This is a genomic window from Salmonella sp. NW38 (assembly GCF_051807745.1).
GTDB lineage: Bacteria > Pseudomonadota > Gammaproteobacteria > Enterobacterales > Enterobacteriaceae > Salmonella > Salmonella enterica.
The window spans coordinates 1-21,270 of the sequence record NZ_JAMMTO010000017.1 but is presented as its reverse complement, the minus strand read 5'-3'; the positions used below and the strand labels follow the sequence as shown (position 1 = coordinate 21,270).

Here is a 21,270-nt window from a genome sequence, read left to right as displayed (position 1 = left end):
ATCACTCTCCCCCTTTTTGATTAAGGGAATTCATCCCCTCATCGGTACTCGGCGTGCGTTGCTGCATCTGGTTACTGCTGTTACGGACTTCCTGACGTTCAAGCGTTACCAGCAGGCTGTTACTGCTGATGGCCCGGCGCAGCTCCATTTCGTTTTTCAGTGCCTGCAGCTCACGGTCGAGTGAGTCAATACGACGATCGCCTTCTTCTATCGCCTGCTTCTGTGCAGCCGCATTGGGTTCAGACTCTCCGGTCGTTAGAATTCGCCGCATAGCCAGCGCCGTTTCAATGGTGTGAGCCATAGCCAGTTCTCCCGCCAGCCGCTGGACCAGCGCATTTTTATCGGTATCATCCCTGAGCGCTTCAATCACACCGCGAGTCACCGGTAATCCTCCGGTTTTCAGTTTGCCAAGTTCTTCTGCCGAAGGTGCCCCCTGGCTGCTGACCAGTTTGCTCAGCGCCTCCAGATTCACTTTCGTGGACTCATCGAGCAGCGGGCCAAAACCGGTGCCGGCCACGCTGGCACCTGGGGCATTGTCAGTCCCGCCACTCTCACACTGGCTTTTATCTTTACAGGTACGGATACTGCGATCGCCCAATACCTGCACGATAGCGGTGGCAGCTGCATCTGAATTTTTGAAAATCTGGCAGGAAGAACCGTTACAGGCCGAAGAAGTAACGCTGCTGTTACTGGTGACGGGTTGGCCATTAAGCATATTATAGCCAGCCTTAGCCATATCACGTACCGGTTGAATAGCGGGCTGCCCTTTCCCTCCGGCCTTTTTCCCGCCAATCCAGGTGGCACCTTCCTCTCCGGTAGCCTTGTCTTTCGCCTGCTCAGCCCGGGTAGCATCCCCGCCGCTGCGGTTTATCGCATCACGGTACTCGTCCCCGACGGCTGACTCTGTCCAGGCACTGTCACCCATGGTGTAATCGGCCAGTTTTTTGGACATAGCTTCACAGCTGAGTTTGGACTTATCGAAAGAAACACCGGCCTGTAAAATCCCGTTAGTGATCATGTCATACAGCCCCGGATTGGCCCGCTGGATTATCATTCCGGGCAGGCTTGATACGGCCCCCGTGGCCCCCTGCATTACCTCCCCCATCAGATCCTTAAAACCACTCGTTAACCCGTTCAGTTGATTCCCCACCGTGGTTTTAATGTCAAAGTTTCCGCACATCAGGTCACTGTTAATCCCGGCACTGACCCCAAGACGCTGCATGCGGTTCAGGGAGGCAGGTTGAGATATTACCGAACCGCCACCAATGGAATAAAACAAACTGTCACTCACCGCATTTGTGGCTATACTGCCGATCCCCGCCCCTGCAGCCAGAACGGCGGGTGATATCGATATCAGGGACAGCGAAACAGCTGTGAATAAAGGCGTCATGATTTTCTTTTTTTTCATCTCAGGTACCCATTAGCTGAAGTTAGTGCTGTAAAGGAAGGTCTGCCCACGTCGCTTGCAGCAGCTGTAGGGCTGCCACAAGGCCCAGGCATAGTTCCCGTTTTCGGCCACGTGACCACCGGTATCAGGGAAAACCGCGCAGGATTGCGACAACGCAGGAGACAGACGCTGCCATTTGTGATTTTTCATGCCGGTGTTTTCGGTCACAGGATCAGGTGGCCAGTAGCCAGGGGAACGATGTCCGACAAGGGGTTGATAAACATGGATTTGCCCACTGCGGGTAATAATATCGGCAACCCGCTGAGCAATAACTGCACCTGCTTTATAGTCATCCTGCTGGATGATAAACCCGCTACGCGGATAGACATTGCCCCACATATTTTGTGAAGCCTGACTCCCGACTTCACGCTTACCCGGGATAAGAGCCTCCGGGTAGGCCAGTTCAGGCACACCGGTACGCCATACCAGCGTATCCAGTGTGCTGAGGAAATAAGGGAACAATGGCGTGGCGGCACTGTTGCAGGAATACCCGGGTATCTGACCGCCAATGAGGGAAGTAGCCGGATGGCCAATCGCATCGGCATATTTAAAGCGGGTGTGCAGGGAACGCTGGCCAGGAACTTTGCTGACCGATTCACCGCCGCCGGCAGACAAACCTGCCAGGGCACCACTGATGGCATTCTCAACACCACCGGAGGCGCCGCGGACCAGCGCCATCTCGGTCCAGGGGGTTTTACCCTTGTCCTGGTAGACCGACACGACGGTTTCAGGAATAAAATGTGTCACCTTTATGGAGGTCTTTACCGTACAGCCAAACGGCGTACACAACAGCCAGTAACAAATCCCACTCACCCGCCAGCTAATGCATGAGGGTGAGGCCGATGAAGCCACAATAGTGGCGGTGTTAATGGCCGCATTAACTGGAGGTAAACTGCCGGCGGTTAGCATCAGGCTGAGCGCAACAGGACGTAACCGATTCGATATCGTGCTCATGGGGTTCCCCTCGGCAGATATGTTCTGGCCAATGTGACATCGGCCGTACCGTACACCACATCACGGTCATCAAACACCACGGCCGGATATTTTTTCAGACCCAGTTGCCAGGCCTGAATCAGGCCCTGATAAGCCCTGACTATTACGGTCTGCCGTTGTTTCCATTCAGGGGACTGGATGATCGACTGTGCCTGACGCTCTGCGTGCACTGAATTTTTCGAAAGCGGGCCAAACAGACTTTTCTCCAGCTGTTCCGTTTCATCCAGATAAACAATACGTGTGTCGGCAAGCACGTTAGCCGGCAAATGTTGCCGGTCCGTATAAACCACTGTCGAGGCTAAAGAAGGGGCTGACAGCATCAGTGCCAGCAGGGAAAGATATCGAAACATGCTGCTCTCCGGTGAACTCACTCCGAAGTAGTGTGTATCGTACTCATGAAATATACAGCGAAGAATTCATGATCAATTTTTTAAAATTTATGCTTTAGCAAAACCCTGACTATGATTTTGTGCTGCATGTATGGGTGTAGCCAACAATTGCTCCTGTACGCCAGATCACGTCACTTACATACAGGGATATTTGGATTGGGGTATGTTTGCCTGAATTTCTCAGTAATCTCAAGCAGGCGATACAGACTCAAAGTGTATATCGCCTGCAATGAACTAAAAAAACACTGTTTGCTAAATACCACAAACATCACTGTTCACAGTACTTCTTATTTAAACACTTCAGCAACTGCATCAAAATTGGGGCCATGCTGACGGGCAGCAATAATATGATGATACCCTCCCCCTTTGTTATCTGCGAGTTCTAATAATTTCTTATGCAAATCGGAAGGTGAGGTCACGCTCTCATTTGTTGCACTGACACTAATATTCCCCAGACATTCAAGTTTAAAATGCTCAACCTCCTTCAATGATACCTGCTCCGCCGCCCCCCAAAAAAGAGATCAACATAGATAGAGATGCCACAAACAACTTCATGACTTTCATTTATTTCCTCCTGAATAATTATGTTCAGTTAAACGTTCTTCTCAGTCACTCTTTCACCCACAGGTCAGGTAATACAATATTTTTATTCACATCACATGATAATTTTTACTCCCTCAAAAAACCACTTGCTCATTTTAAGCTGCATGCTATAGCGTTAGTTTTCACTTTTGTAAAAGGAGTCACCTGTGAAACACATCAGAATAATATTCTTTATCCCAGTGATATTGTTATTCTCAGCAAATTCATACTCCGCTTCTCCCATCGGCTGCACCGCTAAAAAACAGGAAGTGGAAAACCAGATCGCTTACGCCCGGGAACATAACAACATATACCAGATTGCCGGTCTCCAGAAAGCACTCCGTGAAATAGATGAGCACTGTATCGATCCACTATTACTGAAACAGCATCAGTTAAAAATTGCGCAAAAAGAAAAAAAGGTGGTTGAAAGTCAGGCCGAACTGGAGCGCGCCCGTGAAACCGGAAATCCTAAAAAAATGGCGCAGAAACAGAAAAAACTCGATCGAGCTCGCGAAGAACTTCAGGACGCACAGAACACGTTGTACCAGTAGTTCCCATGTACCCTGACAGTCTGAAGAATCTGCCTGTCAGGGTACTAAACTGATAGCTTTAATTCAGCTTACCGATAATAAATCGTACAGCCTGCCAGCAATGCACAAACCAGTATTGCAAGCAGAAAACGCCATTTTTTCATTTTCATCTCTTCTTTATACATCTGTCACAGCATCTCATTTCAGCAGGGGGGTCAGAAATACCGCACAGGCCTTCAGCATTCTTTCCGGATGCCCCTTCACATGACCGCTAAAAACGTAGCTCCCTTCCCCGGCCTCCCTGTAGCTCATCTCCAGCCAGTAGTCCTCCTCCATTCCCAGTACCGACGGAATATCCCGATTGTAATAATGCACCTCCAGCTCCATTACCGGTCGTTTCATTATTCCCCGAATAGTAAAGGCTATGTCTCCGCCGTGTACCCGGCCGTTGTTTATCACCACCACACCTTCCCCCACCGACTGCTGGCTGCTCTCAAACACCACCGTATAGATACCTTCTTTCATTTTACCCTCAGGTTACTGTTACTCACTCCACGGTCCAGGCTTGTGAAAATGTTTCATCACCGAACAGTTCCGCCAGCCCACTGATTTGTTTCAGACGCAGCACTTCCCCTGCGTCCTTTACATCGACACACAGACGACTGAAGCGCCGCAGCTCCATCCGCCGGGAGAACGGGTCCTGCATGGCATCCCACGTACAGAACCCGTACCGCTCCAGTGCCAGCCACTCCGGCAGGTTATAATCCGTCCAGTAAAAACAGCGCCCCACAAACAGTACCGCCCGGGCAGCCAGCAACCCATGATGGCGGTACAGGGCGGTGATTTTTTGTGCCATGGCTTCCAGCCCGGCAAAAGTCTGCGGGTGATTCAGGTCGGTAGCCAGTTCGCACTGCAGGTCGGCCTCACTCAGCCCCTTCAGTCCCGGCGGATTACCAGTGAACACCACCCGTTTCACACTCACCGTGGTATGGTTATCCGCCGACAGCGCGTGACGGGCCAGCCCTTCTTCGGGCTGCACCAGCGGTGCGCTGACCGGTGCTGCTGGTTTCCCAGTGCGCCTGCGCCGGGTGCGGAAGGCACGACAGCCGCCTGAACGCCGGTGCAGACAATCAGGACCAGAGGCGTAAGCAGGAAAGGCGCACAGCACACTTTCTCAGCGCGAGCGACACCCGCCCGCAAAATCAGACTTTTCATGCAATAATCACCAGAATTTTACTGTGAGAGAAAAATATCAGCTACAGAACCAGATATGGCTGACTACTTATAAAGCAGACTACCTCTACCCCGGGACATAAATCGGGTAGATAACTCAGCCCACTGTTTTTTAACCCTATAGACCGCAGCCCTCTAATGTAAAACAAACAAAATCGATCGATAAGATCGATGATTTCAAATAAAATAATCAATCATAACGATCTATTAAGTGAATCAAAGGAACACAAAAAAATTCGTAAATAATTGTTTTTTAGTGGCAAACAAGGATGGCATGCAGAAAAAAACCAAGTTGCGAAAATATAAACGAGATGTAACGGAGCGTGATTTGAGCAAAAGAACAGGGGAATGTTAAGTACCACAGAAATATATCATCTGGAATTAATCTTTAAATTTCCCCATAAAAATAACATCAGAAATATTCATCTCAGAAGTGAATGGAACGAAGTTATTTTGTTGTAATCCCCGCCAGAGAGTTTTGTCAGTCGGCACTAACCTTTCGGTAAGTGCGCCATAATGCGCGAGAAGTACCCGTAATAAAATATTTTAAGTTATTACATTTGGTTTTTGACACATGGAAACTGCTGGCGATATTAAAGGACATAGTATTTACCCGGCATTAACCAACACATACAAGGAAGTTAAACATGAAGATTGTTTTTCATATACCAGAGCTTTCCCGGAGTATTCCCTGCCTCAATAATGTGCGTAATTACCTTAATCACGCCACGAGGCCACATGAAACATTCATACAGGTTGTTTTTAATGCGGATGCTGTAAGGAGTCCGATTCGAGGGAAGAAAGCGCTGAACGCTGGCGTACTTTGTCTGAACAACACCCGTGTATTCAGCTGTCCGTCTGTAATAACTCCCTTCATGGATATGCTCTTTCTCCTCAACAACTCATTGACACCATCCGGATCATCCCGGCGGCAGTCGTGCCCCTGCCAGATCTCCAGCAGAACGGATGACTATACATTCGTCCATAACACCGACAGGGCTCCCCGACTTGATGCAGGCACCGCGCCTCAAACTGAGTAAGCAAGCTATGTTATATCTGTTCATTCTCATCCTGATTATCCCGTTGCCGGCGGTTGCTACTGACACCCAAATCACACTGCAGTGCGATGGCCGGAGCCCGCTGACTGTGGTTCTGGCCGGATATGGGCTGGTTACTGAGTCATGGCCCCCGGTGTTTTTCGAAACTGGAATACGCATAAAGGATGAACATTTTACTTCTGGCAGACCTGTGGCCGTGTGACGTTTCAGTAATGGCGACCACCTTTATCAGGTTAAAGTTCCACCTGACTAGTTTGCACTGTACCGGGATGACAGCCCGGGGAAAATCCGCCGCTGTATGCTTCTGGCTCAAAAGGAGTTACAACCGGAGGATTTACCCCGGGTACCTCGCTGTGGAATACTGTGTATATGGAAAGGGCGATCGATGCCCTGAAGCGTAAGGGACTAAAGATCAACGAACAACTGCTATCGCATTTGTCGCCATTAGGCTGGAAACACATCAATCTGACAGGCGATTATATCTGGAAGAGTAACCGGATACCGCCTTCCGGTAAGTTTCGTCGGCTGAGACCAGCCAAAGTCGAAAGGTCAAAAAACAACCTTAACGTACAATAATTAATGAGATGGTCACTCCCTCCCTCACAGCTGTATGCTGTGAACAGGCTTAAAATGGAGACCCATCATGGAAAACATTGCTCTCATTGGTATCGATCTGGGTAAAAACTCTTTCCACGTCCATTGTCAGGACCGTCATGGGAAAGCGGTTTACCGTAAAAAGTTTACCCGCCCAAAGCTGATTGAATTTCTGGCTACTTACCCTGCAACAACCATTGCGATGGAAGCCTGTGGCGGTTCTCACTTCATGGCCCGCAAATTAACTGAGCTGGGGCATACACCAAAACTAATATCTCCACAGTTCGTCCGACCATTTGTTAAAACAAATAAAAATGATTTCGTTGATGCTGAAACTATCTGTGAGGCAGCGTCACGCCCATCAATGCGTTTCGTTCAGCCAAAAACGGAATCTCAGCAGGCCATGCGTGCTTTGCATCGGGTACGGGAATCATTTGTGCAGGATAAGGTTAAAACGACTAATCAGATGCATGCTTTCCTGCTGGAGTTTGGTATCAGCATTCCGAGTGGGGCCGACTATTATCAGCCGACTGAGTACTATCCTTGAAGATGCCAATTTACCTTTGAATCTCAGTCAGTTATTGCAGAGGTTAGAGCAACATTACCATTATCTTCTTGAGCAAATAAAGGGTCTGGAAGCACAGTTAAAGCAAAGGTTAAACGAGGATGAGGTTGGACAACGTTTATTGACCGTTCCCTGTGTGGGAACGCTGACGGCCAGTACTATTTCCACTGAGCTTGGCGATGGGAAACACTACGCCAGTAGCCGTGACTTCGCAGCGGCAACGGGGCTGGCTCCACGTCAGTACAGCACCGGTGGTCGAACAACTCTGTTGGGGATAAGCAAACGAGGCAACAAAAAGATCCGAACATTACTGGTCCAGTGCGCCAGAGTGTTCATACAAAAACTGGAACACCAGAAAGGCAAACTGGCGGACTGGGTCAGGGAATTAGTGTGCAGAAAAAGTAACTTTGTTGTGACCTGCGCACTGGCAAACAAGCTGGCCAGGATCGCCCGGGCGCTTACAACGCGACAACAGACGTTCGCGGCGTAAGTCTCTACAACAATAAATTGTTTAAACAATCGATTATCTGGTTTTGCGAATACTGATCATTGATGATACAAACGGCCGACCGGGCTGTTGAAGAACCTGTATATCGGAATGGCTCATCTGAAGCCGTATAATTTTTCTGAGGTTCATCAGGCGCGGAACTCATCGTGGCGCGATTCTGACGCCGGATAGATTTAAGCAAGCCAATGATATCGTCGAAAATCAGTGTTGCAAAAACGGGAGTGACCATAGATTCGATATCCAAACTGACCCCTATTACGGCAGGAATCAGAACTCGGTCCCCTGGTGCTGAAGTTTTATGTAGTCAGCAGTGTGCCACCCTGCTCACCCTCGCGGTTCGCTACTGGCTGTCGCAGTCCGGCACATCAAAAAGTATGCTGAATTTATTGGTCCCCCCCGACTCGGACAGGTAATGCTTAACATGCTCGAGACACCGGGATATCCTTGGACGGTTGAGACGCTGGCGCAACGAGTACATATGTCCCGTGCGAGTTTCGCCCAGCTATTTCGGAACGTGTCCGGAACGACGCCCTTAACCGTGCTAACTACGCTGCGCCTTCAAATTGCCGCTCAGTCGCTCTCTCGTCAAACCTTGCCGGTTATTGCGATCGCAGATTCGGTGGGTTATGCGAGTGAATCCTCTTTTCATAAAGCGTTTGTCCGTGAATTCAGCTGTACGCCAGGCGAGTACCGTAAACGGGCCAGCCAGCTCTGGCGATAAGCATTCCCGGCCCCTTGCGTTTGCCGGGTAGCAATTATTCGCAATAAGAAGCATTGAATCTTAAGAGGATAGCGATTAGCTGATAAGGATGATTCGCATTTTGTCTTATCATAGGCATAATGAACTGACACATTTCAGTTGACAGTCTGATTTAAAAGGCACTTTCCAGCATCCAAGTGCCTTTTTTGATTAATTAATGTATTTCCGGCCATACATCTCGCGGAAAAGCAGCCTGATAATGGCTTACTCCCTACTTTTACAAAAGCGCGCGCAACTTGAGCTAAACCTCAGTAATAACTGAGCCTCACCACGACATCTGCACTGAAAGGTCCTATGCTGATATCCTGACCTGAAACCTTATGTATATTTGCTCTAAAATCATTTTTCAGAATGGAATCCACTTTGACATCATCTATTTTCTGAGCGGTGTTAAAAGCGATGGCTCTTCCAGTGGAATCTGCAATACTCAGCCCCACCCCGTCGTTTAGCTTAAGCGAACCATCGGCATTTATCACTGGGTTCGTGGGCTCAAAATACATATTGATGCCAAACGGCGCGCTGACAGCCACCGAACACCCCTTGCTTTTCTTGATTAGCGTAGAAAATGTTTTTTGCAACTTAACCCCTTTTTCTAAATCGCTGCTTTTAACCGCACCAAAATCGATCGTTTCAGGACTGACTGACACACCCATGGTACAGGGAATATACGTAATGTTCGGAGTGGATAAATTGATGGCACCACGATGAAGATCATAGCGATTATAAAGAGTCACAAATAAACTCTGAAATCCTCCGGATAACAGTGTCCCTGATACGGGGATTTTCCCCCTACTGCTATCAACCCTGATGTCATACGAAATAGTGATATCTTTAGTAAACTTACCTGTACTCGTCGACGTATAACCGATAGTATTAAAAACTTGATGGTCATAAGCATATCCATCAATATATATAGTAAACCGAATGCCATTCATCATACTTAAAAAAGCATTGTAGTCGGCAGTTGTATCGATATCCACAGCTTGCATTATAGATATTACTGGTGACTCACAAATGATTCTCTTAGTTATTTTAGGTGAGGTATACAGTACCGTCCCATCCGGTGTATCAGCAGGCAATGCCATCTGCGGAACGTTGATGTATACCTGATCTCCATCAGTAAAAGTACAACCGGGGTCAGCGCTTGCAGGAAAGACTGTAAAATAACCGCTACAAAAAAAGAGGAGTAACATTAAAATTCTGGACATGATAATTCTCCGGGCCACGTATAGCTGCTAAAATAACCAATACTTCATCGTGAAATTCTGACTGTATCCGTCGGCTATTTTTCTTGCAGCGTGCACAGCGCGCCGGCACAATGATACTGATTAATATTCAGCCCGCCGAAATCATCAATATAACCGACACGCAATGTGTCCCCCTCCCATTTCGCAGTAAAGTCCTGCGATGAGAAAGGCGCCAGCATTACGCTGTCGAATCCAGGGAAGCTGCCTTTGTTATCACGCCCCAGATAGCCCAGCGTAATATAGTAAGGTGTCGGATTATTCAGCACTAACTTGTCGTTCTGACGGGTTATCGTGACTTTTTCCTCAACGCGGTCGTTCGCCTTTTTCTTTATCTCTTCCGGTCGGTAGAACAGCTTCAGCCGACTCTGTAAGGCGATTTGAAGGACATTTTCCTTATCGCTTTTCGGCGGTATTTCTCTAACATTAAAGTAGAACAGTGTCTCCCGGTCTCTGGCCAGTGACGCCGCGGCAGGTAACGCCATGATTCTGACCTGGGTCTTTTTACCCGCATCTATACGCTGTAGGGGCGGTAACGCCAGTAAATACGATTCAGAACGCTTTCCACTGGCATCATCAACCCACGACTGGGCCAGATAAGGCTGGGTTTTACTCTGGTTGCTTAACGTTATCGCCAACGATTTATCTTCACCGCCCATCACAATCCGGGTCCGGTCAACGTTCACGGCGGCATGAACCACCGAGCTCCCCAGCAGTGACAGGCCCACCGCAAACGATACGAACCCTTTATTCCCATATTTAAACAACACGTCTTTTCTCCACTAATGACAGGGCAACAGCAGGACACCCGATGCCAGGTCCGGGGATTCAGGAAGCTGGAGTCTGCACTGCCCCTGAGACCAGACGACGCTGACATCCTTGCGGTTGGCACTGCTGACGCCGGTAAGGTAGGTAAATCCCTGGTCCCCAATAATGCCCAGAACTTTACCGCTGTGACTTTTGACCTGTGTACCGAAAGGCGGGAATGTGCCGTCGGCAAGCCGAATGGTTCCCGTCAACTGCCCTCCCTTCGTGGCCGTAATTTTTCTGTAGCCGATGGCCCCTTCCGTCAACACTTTACTGATGACGTTCCCGGAGACGGTGATATCCGCAGGCAGTGCGGTAATATCGACGGCAATGTCTGACCGTTCATAGCTTGAACCGGCAGGTACCACCGCAATACCAAAGCGGTTCGTCACCCCGTTATCATTGTCAACCGGCACACCCGCCACATCGCCGGTATCGATCATCAGCCGCGGGTCGTTTTCAGCCATATTCTGGTGGAAGGCGGCACCATGTCGGGTAGCCGTAAAGGATCCATACCAACTGAGGCCAAGGTTCTTATACTGCTGGCTCAGCATGCTGAGGTTTGCATTACCCTGACCGTAAGGTGTCGTTGTCTGAATATTGCCGCTCAGCAAAGCTCCATTCTGCTGTCCCTCATCCCGCTGTTGCCCCACCCCAAGGCTCCAGGAAGTTTTATCCGATGGTCGGTTATAAAGGGTCGCCACCTGGCTCATCCGCCCATTACTGTCATGCTGCATGCTGTAACTTATCTGTCGCTGGGAGCCCCAGGGCAGCGTGAGCGAAAGATAAATCTGATTATCCTGTTCGTTGAGCAAGGTCCGGCTGCGCCCTACAGAAAGCGAAGCCGTTGCCCCCTGAAAAGGACCAAGGTTAAAGCTCTTGTTGAGTGACGCAGTGTAGTTATCATTGGCGCTACTATCCCAGTAGTTTTGATGGCTTAGGGAGAACAGAACGTTCAGGTTCAGTGAACTGATGGACTGGTTGAACGTCAGCATATAGCTCTGCTTTTCTGTCAGTGATGTCCCGTAACCGTTCGAACGGTCGATATACTGGTTCATCGACATGAAGCTTTTTTCTGAAAAGCGGTAGCCGGCAAACGCAATGGTGCTACCCGTCTTATCAAAGGTTTTGGCGTAGTTAAAACGGTAGCTGTAACCGGTCTGCTGTGGCTGATTGTTCACCTGTGCCACAGACTGGGTAATATCAAAGGAGGCGGCCCCGAGCAGCCCCATATTTTCGCCAACACCCAGTGCCAGTGCACGATATTGCCCGTCACTGGCTATAAAGCCACCATACAGGGAGGTGTTATTAAACGCCCCCCACGTAATCTCGCCAGTTGAGAATAAAGGCTCCACGGTGTGACTGGTTCCGGCATAGGTCAGCGGTTTCCCTATTGCGGTTTTAAAACGTATGTTGCCCTTACGGGCAAGAAACGGAACGCTGGAGGTATTCACCTGCCAGGTGCGCACATGACCGTTATCCTCCCGGACGGTCACGTCAAGGTTTCCGCGCACCGTTTCACTGAGTCCCGGGACGACAAAGGGGCCTGCCGGCACCTGGGACTGCCAGAGGATTCGTCCGTTCTGGGAGACGGTGACCTGAGCGTGGGTTTGAGCAATGCCGGTAATCTGCGGGGCGTAACCCCGTAGCGACGGGGGCAGCATACGCTCATCGCTGGTCAGGGATACCCCGGTGAAGCGGAACGTATCAAAAATATCGGAGCTCAGATAGGTTTGCCCTATCACCAGTCTGGCCTGCAGCGAAGGTATGGGCCTGAACAGATAGGTTTGCGGCAGACTCAATGATGACTGGTTGTAATCACGCCCCCGGGTCGTGTTGTACTGATAATCCGAGCGCAAACGCCAGGCCCCCAGGTTGAGTCCTGACGTGCCATACAGGCTGTAATTGGTGCTGACATCTCCCTTATCCGGCATATAACGACTGGCTAACAGGTTATAGTCAAAAATTAATCCGTTTACTCCGTTATCCCACTGCGCAGGTGGGGACCATTCCTCGTCCTGGTACAAAAGGTCGGCCTGCGGAATAGTGATCGACAGGGCCTGATTATCCGGCGAATACACAACGCTGCTGTCCGGCAGGGTAAGACGTACACACTGCGTGCCCGGCCAGAAGGTCAGCTGTTTTTTAACCTCGTTTTTAAGCGCCATGGCATCAATCACGGACGGAGTCAGACAGGCATAACTGTTATTTTTAGTATTATCTGGGTTAAATTTAACCATTTGCTGGTCTTTAATCATCTGACCATTCAGAATAATATCGACTAGGTATTCACCGGGAGCAATATATCCTTCCTGCGAATACGCCGATAAATCGACATTTTTTCTGTTATCGGTATCTAAAAGATGAGTATTAAACTCAACACCCCGAGCATTAACCACAGGAAAATAAATCGCCAACAGAAATGCCAGATACGAAGGTTTAATACTCATCTATAATATTCTTTTTTATTATTCAGAATAGATTAACTGTCTGGATTAAAATTCTGAGGGTATTACTTGTAATTCATGGCATAAGTGACATCAGCTGCAACAGTACCTGTCGCAACGGCATCGCCATTTTTCTCAAGTCGGGCACCAAATTTCAGCATATTATCACCCGAGGTCAGACCATGATCCGCGGAGGCGGCGTTGGCCGTCAGGGGCAGATTCCCCGCCATCGTATCCATCAGGCGAATACCCACGCCCTGTGCGGTACCGGTATTGGCATACAGGTCAGCATTTTTCGCATCTGCCGAGCCTGCAAACTGAACTGAAACTTTAGAGAAAGAAGGATAATCCACGGTACCTGTACCACTGGTCGCACCGGCATGGGCGGTCAGGTCACAGTTTTGCAGGTGAATCGTAATGGGCTGGGTGACAGAATAACCTGCACCTGTTTCTAACACCTTGTTGGCAACCTGGCCCAGTGGAACGTTAATATCCTCATCGCCCGGGGCAATGCTGCACGGAGAGTTAATCACACTCCCCGTAAAGTGCAGAGTACCATGACCATAATCAACACCTGTTGGTGCAGCAGCCCATGCACTGCTTGTCATGCAGCCCGCAACACAAGCTGCCAGAACTAACTTATTTACTTTATCCATTTCACATTCCGTTCATTTGGTTGAAAATCAAGAGTTAAGCTGACATTCCATTCTGCTTCCACGGTTAACGGGCAGTGTATTCAGGTTGCGATTACCCTGATTACCAGACCATCATTCCGCTGCATTGATAAAAGCCTAAGCATTTCTGACACAGCCTTTAAAACAAAAAAAATCGATCTGTACGATCGATAATAGCGATCAAATGGCTAATTATAACGACAAAAATTATTAATAAAAGCCTTAATAAACAATAAGATAATCAATCTTCAACATTTCACTAACTAATCATGACATTTACATCCGCGCTAAATAAGTCAATAACTCCTGACGACATTAAAATCGCAGCCATAAGCATAAAAACAACATATTTATCATTACATTACTTTGTATAGATATTTTAAAATAACTATTTAGTCGCTATCTGCAACGTTGATATCTATCGTCGATTATACCGATAGATATATTTCGCTTTTAAAATCACCTATTCAATTAATAGGCTTTTAAAGATCAATTATCATACGCAGTGTTAAAACGAAGAAGGGAAGAAGGATGGTGTATTTATGACGGATGATATTGGGCGACAAAAGCAATCAGATGATTTCTGGGCAGAAGTCATTCATCGTTCAAAAAACCAACTATCTGATATTAATATCAGGAAGTTCCAAGAATGGAGAATTATGGTCGGCGACAAGGAAATTAATCGATTACTAAGATTAATGGAATTACTTTTATCTCCGGATAATCAGAATTTCGAAATTAAATTCTTATTTGATTGGCTTAACTTCAGGATAAATGGCCGCTTTCTATTCAGCTGTTTTAGAAGTAGCGGAAAAACAATTATCAAACAAGGTATGAAAGGTGAAATATATTGTGTACCTGTTTTGTATGTTATTATTCGCTATTTAATTGACGATTCAAGGAAGCTCTCCCCGTCATATTGCAAAGAGAAAGAGATTGATATCAGCCAAATCTTTCAACCAAATTTTACTTAACATTACAAATTAGAGGCTGTGATAAAATGAAAAGCAAATCGATTAATAAAGACAATCATAAAACAATACCCATGAGCGTATCCCAACACCATCGACAACCACTCTATATAGTTATTGCATTATGGTGCCAACAACAAAATCGATGGATTAATCGTAATGATATAGCTAAGGCATTTTATATATCAGAACGAAGGGCTTCATTTCAGTTATCTTATATAACTCATCGTCAAAAAAACAAAGTCACATTTAGACTGCGGCGAAGAATAATATCTCACCACCCATGTAATGAGATATGGGTTAAAAAAGTCATCATAGAATATTCAGATGATAATATTAGAAAACAATCAGCACAAGATAATAAGTCAAAAAAAAGAAATATGAGTGCTTATCGTTCTCGAGTGGGTAATGGAATGTCTTCAGGGACAGAAATTTGGAAAACATTGATAATGATGCGTTCACCTCCGGTGGAAGGAGATAATTAATTTGCCTATGAAGTGTTAATCATATCAAACATCTTGTTGTTTTAATAAAGTTACCATCTACAGATTTAAATTTATGTTAAATATAAACCATACTCTTTGTGCATTGAATTAAAATCTTGTATTTGTAATAATTCCGGATATTTTCTATTTACTTTTATTTATACATTATTACATATAACACACTGTTTTTTTTGGTTTTATATTACTTTCAGATATAAAAGAGCCGTTTGCGCGGCTCAAATCATGACCTTTTTACGCGCCCACACGACTTAACGATGTGATAAATGTATGTCCTTCCATATCCATGAATGTCAGTGTCAGAACCTCATCTGGCAGTCTGTCCAGACCGTCTTTCAATTCGCCAATAGGAAGAGTGATCGTTGAAGCGGCGCCCACTATAGCCTGTATCCAATAATGACCAGCAGCGAACTGATTATAATCATAATAATTCCGGAACCTGTCCTGCGGGAGTGTCGACAGCATTGTCGTATCCCAGTGAACAAGCTTTCACCATTTACGGTTTTTAGCCATGCTTCCATGATATGTTCAGAGGGCCTCTGGCGTTCCTGCATTGAGATAAGTATGCACACTAACTAGTCCATCTGACAGAAGTTTGCCGTCAGTAAGGGTAATATGGTGTGTGGTCGGACTGACAGGACTATGATGATAAGGCGTCACAACTGAGCCCGGTATAAACTGTAAGTTCCCACGTCAAATATCACAACAAAGGCCTGTAGCCCTAACGCCATTTTTTATAAGCACCTGAACTTAATGGTAAGGGAAGTGTGCGCAGCAAAACAGCTGACTGTGGAAAATCAGATAACCTATGCCAGTAAACATAACAACACTTACTAGCGTGCCGGCCTTCAGAAATCACTTCGAGAAATAGAATAGCACTTTAACGCTCCGCAATTACAGGAGCAGCAGCAGTTAAAATTACTGAAAAAGGAAAAAAAGTGGCTGAGCGCCAGGCTGAACTGGAACGAGCGCACTAAACCGGAAATTCAAAAAAATGGCGCAGAAGCAGAAAAATCTGGACCGCGCCCGCGAAGAACTTCAAGATGCACAAAGTATGTTGTACCGATAGTTCCTTTATCCCTGACAGCTTTAAAATTCGGGTTGTCAGGTTTACATTGACTGCTGATAAATAATCTTACCGATAATTCAACCGTAGAGACTGTAATTAAAATTGTGTAATTGCCTATTTTTGATATGTTCACTCCAACAACGGAGACAGGCAAATTATGGACGAAAAGAAACTCAAAGCACTGGCGGCTGAACTGGCTAAGGGCCTTAAAACCGAAGCCGACCTCAATCAGTTTTCCCGTATGCTGACGAAATTAACCGTCGAAACAGCGCTCAATGCGGAGCTGACTGACCACCTCAGGCATGAGAAAAATGCGCCCAAAACAGATTCAAACACCCGCAATGGCTACTCGTCAAAAACGGTGTTATGCGATGATGGCGAGATCGAACTGAACACGCCGCGTGAACGTGAAAACACCTTCGAGCCGCGGCTGATTAAGAAGCACCAGACGCGCATTACGCAGATGGACAGCCAGATTTTATCCCTCTACGCCAAAGGCATGACTACCCGCGAAATCGTCGCCACCTTCAAAGAAATGTACGACGCCGATATGTCACCCACGCTGATATCTAAGATCACCGACGCGGTAAAAGAACAGGTTACTGAGTGGCAAAACCGACAGCTGGATGCGCTGTATCCCATTGTTTACATGGACTGTATCGTCGCAAAAGCCCGTCAGAACGGGAGTGTGATAAACAAGGCCGTCTTCCTGGCGCTGGGGATCAATACCGAAGGCCAGAAAGAGTTGCTGGGCATGTGGCTGGCCGAAAACGAAGGCGCAAAGTTCTGGCTGAGTGTGCTGACGGAGCTGAAAAACCGTGGCCTCCAGGACATCCTGATAGCCTGCGTGGACGGTCTTAAGGGCTTCCCGGATGCTATAAACAGCGTCTTCCCACAGCCCCATATCCAGCTGTGCATCATCCATATGGTGCGTAACAGCCTGAAATACGTGTCCTGAAGGACTACAAAGCCGTCACCAGCGGCCTGAAGATGTCTATCAGGCCCCGACCGAAGAGGTGGCACTGATGGCGCTCGATGCGTTCGCGTAAGTCTGGGACGATAAATATCCGCAAATCAGCAAAAGCTGGCGTGCGCACTGGGAAAACCTCAATACGCTCTTCAGTTATCCGCCGGATATCCGCAAGGCCATCTACACCACGAACGCAATCGAATCGCTTAACAGTGTGATCCGGGCTGCGATTAAGAAACGCAAAGTGTTCCCGACGGATGACTCGGTACGAAAGGCTATTTATCTGGCGATCAAGGATGCGTCGAAAAAATGGAGTATGCCGATCCAGAACTGACGGTTAGCAATGAGCCGTTTTATTATCGAGTTCGGTGACCGCCTGAGCGATCACCTTTAATACATTGGCAGTTACACAGAATTACTGACAGGCTCGTAAAAAACTCCATTTTTTCATTTCAGCAACGGTGTCATAAAAACCGCATACGCATTCAGGGTTCGCTCAGGATGTCCTTTAACATGCCCACTGAAATCATAATGACCTTCCCCAACCTCGTGATAACTCATCTCCAGCCAGTAGTCCTCTTCCATTCCCAGTACCGACGGAATATCCCGATTGTAATAATGCACCTCCAGCTCCATTACCGGTCGTTTCATTATTCCCCGAATAGTAAAGGCTATGTCTCCGCCGTGTACCCGGCCGTTGTTTATCACCACCACACCTTCCCCCACCGACTGCTGGCTGCTCTCAAACACCACCGTATAGATACCTTCTTTCATTTTACCCTCAGGTTACTGTTACTCACTCCACGGTCCAGGCTTGTGAAAATGTTTCATCACCGAACAGTTCCGCCAGCCCACTGATTTGTTTCAGACGCAGCACTTCCCCTGCGTCCATTCCCAGTTCTTTCGCTATCCGCCCATCCTCCCAGCCCAGGCGGGCCAGGTCACGCACCAGGTCCGACATCGCCGTTACCGCATTCTGTCCTCTTGCCCGGTTATGCCGGACAGTGGCCGCCCGGCGCTCAGCATCGCCCCCACTCTCCTGATGAACCAGCACCACCGGCAAATATCCCTTCAGCCGTTCACGCAGGCGCGGCTTGTGTTTACCCAGTTGCATCCGGTGATAACCGTCCACCACGCTGTATCCCTGGCCGGCCTGCGCCACCCCCACCGGCTGGGTATATCCCTCCGTCAGAAGCGAGGTGTGAAGCAGACGTTGCTCCACCGGTGCCATCACGTTCGGGTTATAATCGTTTGCCCGCACCTTTTCCGGCAGGCAGCCACAATACACAGTCCACCGGCTCACTGAGAAACGGACTCAGGGCATGCAGACGTCTGCGGATGGTGTTCAGCGCCAGCGTACGTGTCGCCTCGTCCATCTCTCCGAGTGCCGCTTCCAGACACAGCAGGCTCTCCTCCATCGTGTCTTTCATATCAGCCCCCATTCCTCCCGCTGGCGTTTCAGCCGCACCATATAGTTACGGTAGAACTGTCCGGTACAGCCGCTGTACCGCTCCCGCATGGCTGCCACATGGGTGAGGGTTGCGTTGTACTGCACTTCCCAGTCTATAAACAGGATGCTGAATTTACGCTGTCGTTTACGCACTTCCTCTGCCACCAGGTGCAGCATCACCGTGGAGTCTTTACCGCCTGAAAACGACAGACAGAGACGTTCAAACTGGTCAAAGGTGTCGGCAACACGCTGCCGGGCCGCCGTCAGTACATCTGTTCCCAGGGGAATTTTACGACTGCCAGCTGGATCTATTCTGCTCACCGCCTAGCCTCCTGTCTTAACGGGATAATATCCCCCGTCTCGGGGGAGCTGTCTTCTGTCTGCTGTGACAGCCCGCTCTGTAACGCCGCGCGCACCTTCACACCCCGGAACAAATCGGTCAGGCGTTTTGTCATCCCGAGCTTGTACAGCCCGTTGTTCTTGTGCAGACTACGGGTCCGGGAAGGCAGGTTCCCGTTGCGACCTTCGGTCATCAGCGACAGCACCCTGACTTCATACCCGGTCAGGCCGGTCGCCGACAGCTCCCGGTACAGCCACCGGTTCGCCCTTTCCAGCACCTGCGTCTCTGTCATATGAGGAATCGCAGGACGCCCCCCCCTGTCATCCCCTTCGTCCTTTACATCGACACACAGACGACTGAAGCGCCGCAGCTCCATCCGCCGGGAGAACGGGTCCTGCATGGCATCCCACGTACAGAACCCGTACCGCTCCAGTGCCAGCCACTCCGGCAGGTTATAATCCGTCCAGTAAAAACAGCGCCCCACAAACAGTACCGCCCGGCCGGCCAGCAACGGCCGCAGCCGGTACAGATCCACCACATGTTCATGCGGACGCAGGCCGAGTAACACTGGCATGCGCGGATATGCCTGCAACATCCGGGTCAGTTGTGCCAGACCATGCACCGGCATGACAGGATGTTGGTATGCCGGTGCCAGATAGCCCGTCAGCGCCACCGTCACTGCCCATTCTCGGCAGAAAATGATCAGGGATTCACTCATCGTCACGTCCTTCTCTGCATCCCCTGAGCAGTTTTTCCCATAACCCGATATTATCGGCCATACCACTGCCCACCCCACGTGATGTGGGACCGGCCTGTTTAGCCGGAACGTTACGCCTGCGCGGTGGTGCATGAGTCAGACTCACATCAGGTGCGGGCAGGACATGGTCGATAAATATCTCCACTCTCTGTCGCCCGCTGCCTTCGGCTGGCACGTAGCGCGTCCGGCAGGCCACCCGATCTTTTTTCCTTGATATATAGGACAGCTGAAATGAAGCCCGCCGGTCCGGTATATGAAAAACTGCGGCGATGTCATTACGGCTTATCCATCTTTTCTGTTGCAGGCCCCAGCGCGCCACCACCAGGTACAGGGGCTCATCAGCCCACGGTGCCATGCAGGGCGGGATGGTATATACATCATGATTACTCTGCTTTACCTCCTTCTTCCCGGTAAATACGGTATCGCTGCTATGCGGTTTCCCCGCCATGGTATCCCCCTTTTTGTGTCAGTACGTGAACCACCTCAGCCCTGCAAACAAAAAAAGAAAAAAATAAAACTGAATAACGAATAAACCAACAGGACTACACGTCTGTCACGGACGTTATTTTCGGTGTACGGCATAAATAGTGCTGAATAAAATGACTCACCACGCAGTGAAGCACCGGAATACTGTAGATATCCCCCCGTCTGCCCCGGGCCTTCAGAACATGAACCCCCGAGTCCAGACAGGAAATAAAGGCGTTTACCTCCGGCAGGGTCTCCATCCTGCCCCAGAACGCACTCACCTCCTGTGGCGTGTTTTCGCCTGACAGATATCTCCGGGTCTTTTCCTGCAGGCACAGTATCTGCCGCCGGTTATCCGCTTTCCGAACCCAGGTTATGGCCCTGCCCGGATTAAAACTCCCGGTCAGCAGGGAAGCCCGGTGTCTGACCTCCTGAATAAACTGACTTTCTGACATCTTCATCGCCTCCCGTGGCACATCCCCCTTCATTCACTGCAAACCGCCCCGGGCCAGAAAACACCGTCCGCAGCCACCGGTCGGGCCATAACATCACCATGCAGGCCACGTCCAGACACAGAAAAAACCAGCCCACCTCCCACTGCGCGGGAGATAACCGCATCATCAGGCAGTCACCCGCCCCGGTGACGAACACGGCCATCAGCATCAGCAGGTACAGGCCGCGCGCCAGAAAAGGCAACTGACCCCGTACCGGATAACAGAACACCATCAGCAGTGATGGCAGACCGGAAAATAGCCCCAGCCACTGCGACACATCTCCGGGATACAACTGCGCGAGCCACTGCCCTCCCTGCTGTGTCGTCATTGCCGCCCCCATCAGCCACCAGGCCCGCGCCATCACAACCAGTCCGACCCAGAAAAGCACCGGAGCCTTCAGCAGGCCGTTATCATCAAAAT

17 protein-coding genes and 6 pseudogenes are annotated in these 21,270 nt (G+C 49.0%); 7 read left to right on the top strand and 16 right to left on the bottom strand.

Going from position 1 to position 21,270, the window contains the following annotated elements:
- Window position 1: 1 nt before the first annotated feature.
- The 4 genes and pseudogenes from NA624_RS22260 to NA624_RS22245 form a co-directional block, all read right to left on the bottom strand.
- Window positions 2-1,408: an integrating conjugative element protein gene (locus tag NA624_RS22260; protein ID WP_000727421.1), complete on the bottom strand. Its 1,407-nt coding sequence runs from the start codon at window positions 1,406-1,408 to the stop codon at window positions 2-4.
- A 12-nt stretch (window positions 1,409-1,420) separates the two neighbouring features.
- Window positions 1,421-2,401, bottom strand: coding sequence for a TIGR03756 family integrating conjugative element protein (locus NA624_RS22255; RefSeq protein ID WP_000104376.1), 981 nt, complete (start codon window positions 2,399-2,401; stop codon window positions 1,421-1,423).
- Window positions 2,398-2,790, bottom strand: a complete 393-nt coding sequence (locus NA624_RS22250) for a TIGR03757 family integrating conjugative element protein (protein ID WP_000490328.1) — start codon at window positions 2,788-2,790, stop codon at window positions 2,398-2,400. The genes NA624_RS22255 and NA624_RS22250 overlap by 4 nt, the downstream gene beginning before the upstream one ends.
- 326 nt (window positions 2,791-3,116) lie before the next feature.
- Window positions 3,117-3,335, bottom strand: a pseudogene (locus NA624_RS22245) (DUF1471 domain-containing protein); the annotation flags it as partial.
- 243 nt (window positions 3,336-3,578) lie between these two features.
- On the opposite strand from NA624_RS22245, the gene NA624_RS22240 reads away from it, so the two are divergent.
- A complete protein-coding gene (locus NA624_RS22240) occupies window positions 3,579-3,962 on the top strand; it encodes a DUF1090 domain-containing protein (RefSeq protein ID WP_001549418.1) in 384 nt (127 codons plus the stop codon).
- A 177-nt stretch (window positions 3,963-4,139) separates the two neighbouring features.
- On the opposite strand, the gene NA624_RS22235 is transcribed toward NA624_RS22240, so the two are convergent.
- Both NA624_RS22235 and NA624_RS22230 read right to left on the bottom strand, forming a co-directional pair.
- Window positions 4,140-4,466 (bottom strand): GrlR family regulatory protein, encoded by a 327-nt coding sequence (locus tag NA624_RS22235; protein ID WP_000657913.1) that lies wholly within the window; start codon window positions 4,464-4,466, stop codon window positions 4,140-4,142.
- Window positions 4,467-4,488: 22 nt separating this feature from the next.
- Window positions 4,489-4,980 (bottom strand): POTRA domain-containing protein, encoded by a 492-nt coding sequence (locus NA624_RS22230; RefSeq protein WP_001182200.1) that lies wholly within the window; start codon window positions 4,978-4,980, stop codon window positions 4,489-4,491.
- A gap of 1,588 nt (window positions 4,981-6,568) precedes the next feature.
- Here NA624_RS22230 and NA624_RS22225 point away from each other — a divergent pair.
- From NA624_RS22225 to NA624_RS22215, 3 pseudogenes are all read left to right on the top strand, one after another.
- Window positions 6,569-6,798 (top strand): annotated as a pseudogene (locus NA624_RS22225) (Tn3 family transposase); the annotation flags it as partial.
- A gap of 77 nt (window positions 6,799-6,875) precedes the next feature.
- Window positions 6,876-7,881, top strand: a pseudogene (locus NA624_RS22220) (IS110 family transposase).
- 270 nt (window positions 7,882-8,151) lie between these two features.
- Window positions 8,152-8,620 (top strand): annotated as a pseudogene (locus tag NA624_RS22215) (helix-turn-helix domain-containing protein); the annotation flags it as partial.
- Window positions 8,621-8,907: 287 nt separating this feature from the next.
- Here the strand turns inward: NA624_RS22215 and NA624_RS22210 are convergent.
- The 4 genes from NA624_RS22210 to NA624_RS22195 form a co-directional block, all read right to left on the bottom strand.
- Window positions 8,908-9,867 carry a fimbrial protein gene (locus NA624_RS22210; RefSeq protein ID WP_000086828.1) on the bottom strand — a complete coding sequence of 320 codons (960 nt, stop codon included), beginning with the start codon at window positions 9,865-9,867 and terminating at the stop codon, window positions 8,908-8,910.
- A gap of 74 nt (window positions 9,868-9,941) precedes the next feature.
- A complete protein-coding gene (locus NA624_RS22205; RefSeq protein WP_000898006.1) occupies window positions 9,942-10,673 on the bottom strand; it encodes a fimbria/pilus periplasmic chaperone in 732 nt (243 codons plus the stop codon).
- Between the two features lie 12 nt (window positions 10,674-10,685).
- Window positions 10,686-13,154: a fimbria/pilus outer membrane usher protein gene (locus tag NA624_RS22200; protein WP_024134562.1), complete on the bottom strand. Its 2,469-nt coding sequence runs from the start codon at window positions 13,152-13,154 to the stop codon at window positions 10,686-10,688.
- 68 nt (window positions 13,155-13,222) lie between these two features.
- Complete coding sequence (locus NA624_RS22195) at window positions 13,223-13,813, bottom strand: fimbrial protein (RefSeq protein WP_000362084.1); 591 nt, start codon at window positions 13,811-13,813, stop codon at window positions 13,223-13,225.
- 560 nt (window positions 13,814-14,373) lie between these two features.
- On the opposite strand from NA624_RS22195, the gene NA624_RS22190 reads away from it, so the two are divergent.
- The 3 genes and pseudogenes from NA624_RS22190 to NA624_RS22180 all read left to right on the top strand — a co-directional run bounded on the left by NA624_RS22190 (window position 14,374) and on the right by NA624_RS22180 (window position 17,678).
- On the top strand, window positions 14,374-14,805 hold the full coding sequence (locus NA624_RS22190; RefSeq protein ID WP_000128881.1) for a hypothetical protein: 432 nt from the start codon (window positions 14,374-14,376) through the stop codon (window positions 14,803-14,805).
- A 26-nt stretch (window positions 14,806-14,831) separates the two neighbouring features.
- Entirely contained in the window at window positions 14,832-15,287 is a 456-nt protein-coding gene (locus NA624_RS22185) for a CaiF/GrlA family transcriptional regulator (protein ID WP_001549412.1), read from the top strand.
- 1,244 nt (window positions 15,288-16,531) lie between these two features.
- Window positions 16,532-17,678: pseudogene (locus NA624_RS22180) on the top strand (IS256 family transposase).
- 113 nt (window positions 17,679-17,791) lie between these two features.
- Here the strand turns inward: NA624_RS22180 and NA624_RS22175 are convergent.
- The 6 genes and pseudogenes from NA624_RS22175 to NA624_RS22150 all read right to left on the bottom strand — a co-directional run.
- On the bottom strand, window positions 17,792-18,118 hold the full coding sequence (locus tag NA624_RS22175; RefSeq protein WP_000657912.1) for a GrlR family regulatory protein: 327 nt from the start codon (window positions 18,116-18,118) through the stop codon (window positions 17,792-17,794).
- 22 nt (window positions 18,119-18,140) lie between these two features.
- Window positions 18,141-18,774, bottom strand: a pseudogene (locus NA624_RS22170) (IbrB-like domain-containing protein).
- Window positions 18,771-19,115 carry a phosphoadenosine phosphosulfate reductase domain-containing protein gene (locus tag NA624_RS22165; protein WP_000086479.1) on the bottom strand — a complete coding sequence of 115 codons (345 nt, stop codon included), beginning with the start codon at window positions 19,113-19,115 and terminating at the stop codon, window positions 18,771-18,773. The pseudogene NA624_RS22170 and the gene NA624_RS22165 overlap by 4 nt, the downstream one beginning before the upstream one ends.
- The gene (locus NA624_RS22160) at window positions 19,112-19,852 is read right to left on the bottom strand and encodes a hypothetical protein (RefSeq protein WP_000004407.1); all 741 of its coding nucleotides are present in this window, start codon (window positions 19,850-19,852) and stop codon (window positions 19,112-19,114) included. The genes NA624_RS22165 and NA624_RS22160 overlap by 4 nt, the downstream gene beginning before the upstream one ends.
- On the bottom strand, window positions 19,845-20,339 hold the full coding sequence (locus tag NA624_RS22155) for a CaiF/GrlA family transcriptional regulator (protein WP_000907545.1): 495 nt from the start codon (window positions 20,337-20,339) through the stop codon (window positions 19,845-19,847). The genes NA624_RS22160 and NA624_RS22155 overlap by 8 nt, the downstream gene beginning before the upstream one ends.
- 407 nt (window positions 20,340-20,746) lie before the next feature.
- The coding region (locus NA624_RS22150) for a DUF2919 family protein (protein WP_439040294.1) at window positions 20,747-21,270 on the bottom strand (524 nt) is incomplete at its 5' end.

What these genes read in the sequence shown, in the direction of transcription:
- NA624_RS22260 (WP_000727421.1), bottom strand. Translation starts at nt 1,408, where the DNA reads ATGAAAAAAAAGAAAATCATGACGCCTTTATTCACAGCTGTTTCGCTG.
- NA624_RS22255 (WP_000104376.1), bottom strand. Translation starts at nt 2,401, where the DNA reads ATGAGCACGATATCGAATCGGTTACGTCCTGTTGCGCTCAGCCTGATG.
- NA624_RS22250 (WP_000490328.1), bottom strand. Translation starts at nt 2,790, where the DNA reads ATGTTTCGATATCTTTCCCTGCTGGCACTGATGCTGTCAGCCCCTTCT.
- NA624_RS22235 (WP_000657913.1), bottom strand. Translation starts at nt 4,466, where the DNA reads ATGAAAGAAGGTATCTATACGGTGGTGTTTGAGAGCAGCCAGCAGTCG.
- NA624_RS22210 (WP_000086828.1), bottom strand. Translation starts at nt 9,867, where the DNA reads ATGTCCAGAATTTTAATGTTACTCCTCTTTTTTTGTAGCGGTTATTTT.
- NA624_RS22195 (WP_000362084.1), bottom strand. Translation starts at nt 13,813, where the DNA reads ATGGATAAAGTAAATAAGTTAGTTCTGGCAGCTTGTGTTGCGGGCTGC.
- NA624_RS22190 (WP_000128881.1), top strand. Translation starts at nt 14,374, where the DNA reads ATGACGGATGATATTGGGCGACAAAAGCAATCAGATGATTTCTGGGCA.
- NA624_RS22185 (WP_001549412.1), top strand. Translation starts at nt 14,832, where the DNA reads ATGAAAAGCAAATCGATTAATAAAGACAATCATAAAACAATACCCATG.
- NA624_RS22175 (WP_000657912.1), bottom strand. Translation starts at nt 18,118, where the DNA reads ATGAAAGAAGGTATCTATACGGTGGTGTTTGAGAGCAGCCAGCAGTCG.
- NA624_RS22160 (WP_000004407.1), bottom strand. Translation starts at nt 19,852, where the DNA reads ATGAGTGAATCCCTGATCATTTTCTGCCGAGAATGGGCAGTGACGGTG.
- NA624_RS22155 (WP_000907545.1), bottom strand. Translation starts at nt 20,339, where the DNA reads ATGGCGGGGAAACCGCATAGCAGCGATACCGTATTTACCGGGAAGAAG.